This is a genomic window from Pseudomonas sp. PDM13 (genome assembly GCF_025685765.1).
Taxonomy (GTDB): domain Bacteria; phylum Pseudomonadota; class Gammaproteobacteria; order Pseudomonadales; family Pseudomonadaceae; genus Metapseudomonas; species Metapseudomonas solani.
The window spans coordinates 191500-198199 of record NZ_JAOTQU010000009.1; the positions used below are offsets into that span (position 1 = coordinate 191500).

General features: G+C 64.0%; 5 protein-coding genes. 2 read left to right on the forward strand and 3 right to left on the reverse strand.

Features of this window, described 5'->3' with window-relative positions; genetic code table 11:
• Positions 1-569: 569 nt before the first annotated feature.
• Complete coding sequence (gene gbcA / locus OEJ36_RS12350) at positions 570-1859, reverse strand: glycine-betaine demethylase subunit GbcA (RefSeq protein WP_263401722.1); 1290 nt, start codon at positions 1857-1859, stop codon at positions 570-572.
• 348 nt (positions 1860-2207) lie between these two features.
• Here gbcA and gbcB point away from each other — a divergent pair, with 348 nt between their 5' ends.
• Complete coding sequence (gene gbcB / locus OEJ36_RS12355) at positions 2208-3311, forward strand: glycine-betaine demethylase subunit GbcB (protein WP_263401723.1); 1104 nt, start codon at positions 2208-2210, stop codon at positions 3309-3311.
• 775 nt (positions 3312-4086) lie between these two features.
• Here the strand turns inward: gbcB and OEJ36_RS12360 are convergent.
• Entirely contained in the window at positions 4087-5130 is a 1044-nt protein-coding gene (locus OEJ36_RS12360; protein WP_263401724.1) for a low specificity L-threonine aldolase, read from the reverse strand.
• A 233-nt stretch (positions 5131-5363) separates the two neighbouring features.
• Here OEJ36_RS12360 and OEJ36_RS12365 point away from each other — a divergent pair, with 233 nt between their 5' ends.
• Positions 5364-5663, forward strand: a complete 300-nt coding sequence (locus OEJ36_RS12365) for a hypothetical protein (RefSeq protein WP_263401725.1) — start codon at positions 5364-5366, stop codon at positions 5661-5663.
• A gap of 169 nt (positions 5664-5832) precedes the next feature.
• On the opposite strand, the gene OEJ36_RS12370 is transcribed toward OEJ36_RS12365, so the two are convergent.
• The gene (locus OEJ36_RS12370; protein WP_021218145.1) at positions 5833-6138 is read right to left on the reverse strand and encodes an NIPSNAP family protein; all 306 of its coding nucleotides are present in this window, start codon (positions 6136-6138) and stop codon (positions 5833-5835) included.
• Positions 6139-6700: the final 562 nt, after the last annotated feature.

Consider the following 6700-nt stretch of genomic DNA (forward strand, 5'->3'; position numbering starts at 1 on the left):
CTGATGTAAGCACTGCGCTACTTCACGGGTAGGCCAGGTTGTTGGGCCGTTCTGTGAAGCCCGTCCCGACACCCCTCAGCATCAGTAAAGTCCTATCTATGATTTCCCTGGCAATACAGGGAGCATCGGCAGATCGCCTTTCATTTTTGTATGAGGCTTCACTGGAGCCTCCTGCCGTTTTCCACGTCCCGCCTTCCCGTTTTCCCTGTGCCAGACAGCACCCAGGCGGCAGTCCACCGTGCAGGTGAAGCCCGCGAGTCCTTGCCCCAAAAGCGTCGGGTTGCACCCGACCTACAGGCTCCACCCGCAGCCAACGCAGAGAATGCAGGGAATGTAGGGGCGACTTCAGTCGCCAAGCAGCCCGCAGGGCTGCCAACGCCAGGTGTCCCCTTCAACCCTGAGCATCAACAACACAAAAAAAGCCCCCACCAGGGCCGACGTCCTGACGGGGGCGAGGGGTGTCCCTTGCGGGACCTCAGTGTGTTGCCTCTCAGCGCCGGCCTTTGCGGCAGGCCAGCGCTGCGTAGAGGGTGAGCAGCAGGATGAACCCGAGGCTCAGGCTCATGGCCCTATTCGCCGACCTGGCGCAGGCGGGTAGCCGGGACGTCGCCCAGGTTGTTGAGCATCCGCTCGCTGTACCAGTCGAGGAAGTTGATCACGCCGAACTCGTAGGTCTTGGAGTAGGGGCCCGGCTGGTAGGCGGTGGAGTTGATGCCGCGCTGGTTTTCCTCGGCGAGGCGGCGGTCCTGGTCGTTGGTCGCGTCCCAGACTTCGCGCAGGCGCGCCACGTCGTAGTCCACGCCTTCCACCGCGTCCTTGTGCACCAGCCACTTGGTGGTGACCACGGTTTCCTGGGCGCTGATGGGCCACACGGTGAAGACGATCATGTGATCGCCCATGCAGTGGTTCCAGGAATGCGGCAGGTGGAGGATGCGCATCGAGCCCAGGTCCGGGTTCTGGATGCGGCCCATGAGTTTCTTGCTGCCCTGCTTGCCGTCCATGGTCATGGACACGGTGCCCTGCAGCAGCGGCATGCGCACGATGCGGTTGCGCAGGCCGAAGCTGGCGTGGGCATAGGGGATTTTCTCGGCATCCCAGGCGGTGGTGCAGGCTGCCACCTGGTCCTTGAACGCCTGGCTGGCGCGCGGGTCGGTGACGTCGTCCCACTCCAGCAGGGTGTTGAGCAGTTCGGGGTGCGAGCCGTTGCAGTGGTAGCACTCACGGTTGTTCTCGAGCACCAGCTTCCAGTTGGCCTTCTCCCGCAGCGTGGTCTGCACCGCGACCTTGGTGTTCTCCATGTCGTAGGGCTCCATGTAATGGGCCAGCGTGGAGAGGAAGTCGTCGATGGCCGGCGGGTTGTCGGCCAGGGAGATGAAGATGTAGCCGCCAGCGGTCTTCACCTTCACCGGCTTGAGGCTGTAGTCCTTGAGGTCGAAGTCGGCCCCCATCTCGGAGCCGGCGAACAGCAGGCGCCCGTCCAGCTCGTAGGTCCATTGATGGTAGGGGCAGACCAGCTTGGCGACCTTGCCCTTTTCGCTGACGCACAGGCGCGAGCCACGGTGGCGGCAGACGTTGTGGAAGGCATGCACCTGCCCCTCGGCACCGCGCAGCACGATGACCGGGTTGTCGCCGATCTGCAGGGTCAGGTAGTTGCCCTTGGCGGGGATCTCGCAGGTCATCCCGGCGATCAGCCATTCCTTGTGGAAGATCTCCTGCATGTCGATCTGGAACAGGCGCTCGTCGTTGTAGAAGGGTTGCGGCAGCGAGAAGCTGTGGTCGCGCTCGCGCAGCATCTCCGCGGTCGCCTTGCGCGCCGGTTCCAGCGGGTCGCCCAGACTCAGGGTGGAAGTGATATCCATCGTTGACTCCTCAATGGCGGGGCGCCGTGGGCGGCCGCCGCGAAATATGGCTTTCGGTCATGACGCAAGGCGGCTTCACCTCCCCTTCCGACGCTGCCGATAGCGCGTTGATAGAGGGGGAATGTCGCTCGATTGCTTGTGTTCGGCTGGGGCTGAGTGTGGCGTCGGGGCCTGACCCGACCTTATCCATGGGCGACACGGCCACATCCGTTTCCGACTCCGCAGCCCTTGGTGCTGCTGGCAGGTCGCGATGAGCATGTGAATGTCGCAGCTAGGTAAGTGGGCGTTTTTTCGCTTACGCAGAATCCGCTTCATATGGGGCCGACGTCCGGCCGCGCGGAGATGCGTATGAGCAGCAACAGCTTCCTGAATCCGGTGACGACACAGACCTGGGCCAACGGCCGTCATCTGGTGCGCTGCGTAAAGGTCGTCCAGGAGACCTGGGACGTGCGCACCTTCTGCTTCATGGCCGACCAGCCGATGGTGTTCTTCTTCAAGCCGGGGCAGTTCGTGACCCTGGAGCTGGAGATCGACGGGCTGCCGATCATGCGCTCCTACACCATCTCCAGCTCGCCCTCGGTGCCCTACAGCTTCTCCATCACCATCAAGCGTGTGCCGGGCGGCAAGGTGTCCAACTGGCTGCACGACAACCTCAAGGAAGGCGACGTCGTCCCGGTACACGGCCCGGTGGGCCTGTTCAACGCCATCGACTTCCCGGCCGACAAGGTGCTCTACCTGTCCGGCGGCGTCGGCATCACCCCGGTGATGTCCATGGCGCGCTGGTTCTTCGACACCAACGCTAACGTCGACATGGTCTTCGTCCACAGCGCGCGCACGCCGAAGGACATCATCTACCACCGCGAGCTGCGCCACATGGCCTCGCGCATCGGCAACTTCAAGCTGCACCTGGTCTGCGAGAAATACGACATCGGCGAGACCTGGTCCGGCTACCGCGGCTACCTCAGCCAGCCGATGCTGCAGCTGATCGCCCCCGACTTCATGGAGCGCGAGATCTTCTGCTGCGGCCCCACGCCCTACATGAGCGCGGTCAAGCGCCTGCTGGAAGCCAATGGCTTCGACATGCAGCGCTACCACGAGGAAGCCTTCGGCCCGACCCCGCCGGAAATCCGCGAGGAAGTGAAGGAGCTGGCGGCCGAAGCGGCGGACGCGCCGCCCGTACCCGCTGCCGATCTGCACCAGGTGGACTTCACCAGCACCGGCAAGAGTATTCGCGTGGCCCCCGGCGAAACCGTGCATGCGGCGGCGGCCAAGCTCGGGTTGCATATCCCCAAGGCCTGCGGCATGGGCATCTGCGGCACCTGCAAGGTGATGAAGACCGCCGGTGAGGTGGAGATGGAGCACAACGGCGGCATCACCGACGAAGACGTCGCCGAGGGCTACATCCTGTCCTGCTGCAGCGTGCCCAAGGGCGACGTGGCCATCGATTACTGAGCAGAAAACGTACGATCTTCGCCAGGCCCCGCCCTGCGGGGCTCCTGGCGCTCGGTGAACAGCTTGTCCACAGGCTGGTACAGCGAATCTGTGGGTTGTTCAGCTGGGTGAAGGCCCCGTCTGGCAAGGGCTGCAGCGATTCGCCGAGGTGCCAGGTGTGCTGGTCACGGATTGATCGATCGCTTGTATCCACCACCGCCCGTGGCCTGCAAGGAGTTATGCACAGGCTGGCCACAGCTCCTTGCACAGCAGCTGTGCACAAGGTCGCTGCTATCTCCCTGAAATCGTTCGATAAATAGGCTGGAGCACGCATGCCTTGTGGGCTGGCGCCTGGAGCGAAGGCCGCACAGCTTGTCCACAGAGGCATCCACTGCAGCAGGGGACAACCTGTTCTGCTCACTGCCTGCTGGGCACCGCTCGCAGAAACCCGCCGCCAGGCAGCATGGGGCTTTGAGGGGTGATCAGAAAATGAGCGATGGTCTGCAGGCCATGTGGTTACTGGCCTGCAGCGTTCTATCCACAGCTTGCGTACAGAGTGCCGCACAGAAACTGTGTGCCGAATTTTCGTAACTGATTGAATTTGCTCATGAAGTGAGCGATTGCCCAGGGCCGCCGGGCCGCCTGGGCCGTGGCGGTCGCTCTACAGCTTGTCCACAGGGTGATGCACCGGAATCGAGGATAAACGTGCAGCGGAGGATATCTCCCCCGTGCTGTGCCCGGAGGCTGGCGCAGAAGGGGGAGGGGCGTCGGCCCGGAGATTCCGGGCCGGAGAGAATCAGGTATTGGCCATGGCCGCGCGGATATCGGCAGCGAGCTCGCGCACGCGCTCCTTCTCGGTGTCCCAGGAGCACATGAAGCGCGCGCCGCCGGCACCGATGAAGGTGTAGAAGCGCCAGTTGCGTGCGCGCAGGTACTCCAGCGCCGGTTCCGACATCTGCAGGAACACGCCGTTGGCTTCCACCGGGAACATCAGGCTCACGCCCGGCACGTCCGCCACCAGCTCGGCCAGCAACTGGGCGCAGCTGTTGGCGTGGTTGGCGTAGTGCAGCCAGGCGTCGTCCTGCAGCAGGCCCACCCAGGGCGCGGAGAGGAAGCGCATCTTCGAGGCCAGCTGGCCGGCCTGCTTGCAGCGGTAGTCGAAATCCTCGGCCAGTTCATGGTTGAAGAAGAGGATGGCCTCGCCCACCGCCATGCCGTTCTTGGTGCCGCCGAAGCACAGCACATCGACGCCGGCCTTCCAGGTCAGGTCCGCTGGGGAGCAGCCGAGGAAGGCGCAGGCGTTGGAGAAGCGCGCCCCGTCCATATGCAGGCGCAGGCCCAGTTCCTTGCACACATCGCTGATGGCGCGGATCTCTTCCGGGCGGTAGAGGGTGCCCACTTCGGTGGCCTGGGTGAGGGTGACCACGCGCGGCTTGGGGTAGTGGATGTCCTGGCGCTTGAGGGCGATCTCGCGGACCGCCTCCGGGGTCATCTTGCCCTGCTCGGTATGGGCCAGCAGCAGCTTGGAGCCGTTGGAGAAGAACTCCGGCGCGCCACACTCGTCGGTCTCGACGTGGGCCGTCTCGGAACAGATCACGCTGTGGTAGCTCTGGCACATCGAGGCCAGGGCCAGGGAGTTGGCGGCGGTGCCGTTGAAGGCGAAGAACACTTCGCAGTCGGTCTCGAAGAGGCGGCGGAAATGGTCGGCGGCACGGGCCGTCCACTGGTCGTCGCCGTAGGCGCGGTCGTGGCCGTGGTTGGCCTCGGCCATGGCGGCCCAGACTTCCGGGCAGATGCCCGAGTAGTTGTCGCTGGCGAATTGCTGGGTCTGGTCGGTCATCTCGGGTCCTTGGTCCGGTCGCCGCATGCCCCGGGCGGGGAGGGCGTATGGGAGCTAACTTTACGACAGGATGGACGACGGAATATGGCTTCAGGCGACATCCTTTTTAGACCAGGCGCTGTTCCCGCTGCGGCCGTGCCCACACGGGGAGGAACTCACCGGGGCCTTTGCCGCTCACAACATAACCGTGCCTGCATGGGGACGGACCTTGCCATCAATGAGGAGTGACACCGATGCGCTATCCCTACCTGCTTGCTCTCGCCGCGCCGCTGTTGGTCAGCCTGTCGGCCAATGCCGCCGAATGGGCGCCGGGCGAACGCGACCACTTCGTCAAGGAGTGCGCGGCGGGAGCCCAGGCCCAGGTCAGCCCGGACAAGCTGCAGAAGTACTGCGGTTGTGCGGCCGACAAGGTCAGTGCCGAGTTCAGCCAGGCTGAACTGGATGAGCTCAAGGCCCAGAAGACGCCGCTGCCCAAGGCCACCCACGAGCGGTTGCTGAGCGTCACCAACCAGTGCCTCACCCAGCTGAACTGACCCGCCGGGCCCTCGGGGCCTGATCAGAAAAGAGCCAGGCGGCGCCATCCGGCGCCGTGCCTGGTGCCGCGCGTTCGCCGCACAGCTTATCCACAGGGTGGTCCACGGTCTTTGTGGGCGGTTCCACCCTGGGCGTAGCCCGGGCTTCAGCCCGGGAACGAGGTCGCAGTCAGCTGAACACCGGGCGGAAGAAGCTGCGCTCGTAGCTGAGGATGCAGCGGGTTTCCTCGGCGTAGCCGAAGGCCGCGATGCATTCGGCGTCGGCCATGGAGCGGATGCGGTAGTCCTCGTAGAGCGCCAGGCTGGGGAAGCTGAACATCGCCAGGGCGACATTGTTGGCGCCTTCGGAAGGCAGGAAGTAGCCGTGGTGGGTGCCGCCGAACTTCTCCACCAGGGGAATCCAGAGTTTTCCGTAGTGCTCGAATTCGGCCAGCTTGTACGGGTCGATGATGTAGCGCAGGTAGCAGGTGATCATGGAATCGCTCGTCCAGGCGCATGCGAAATGCTGCGGGGGCGTCGAAATTATCCACTGCCAGCGGACCTGTCCAGGCATGTCGCTGTGGGCAATTCCACCGGCGCCGGGCGGGTCGATCCGCGTACAGACGGCCAGGAGCCCCGCCCTTGCTGGCCTGGGTGCATCCACTCACAGCTTGTCCACAGATCGTTGCACAGCTTCTGTGCGTAACGCTTCCGCTAACTGATTGATATCGCTCAAAAAAACGTCACTTCCCTGCAGCGCCCGGCATGGCTGGCCGGCAGCCGGGGGTGTACAGCTTATCCACAGCTTGGTCCACGGAAACTGTGGGTGATCGGCGTCCGTCGCACGGATGTTCGATTGCGACCCTTTGCATGTCGCAAACGCATTCTCCCGTGGCGTCCGTAGGCATCTGGCAAGGCAGGCCGAGTCATACCATCGCTGCAAACGGGGAAACCCCCGTACCCAACGACAGGCGCCAACCGATGGCGCGGCAGGAGATCAGCGATGTTCAGCAAGCACGACCAGATCCAGGGCTACGACGACGAACTCTTCAGTGCGA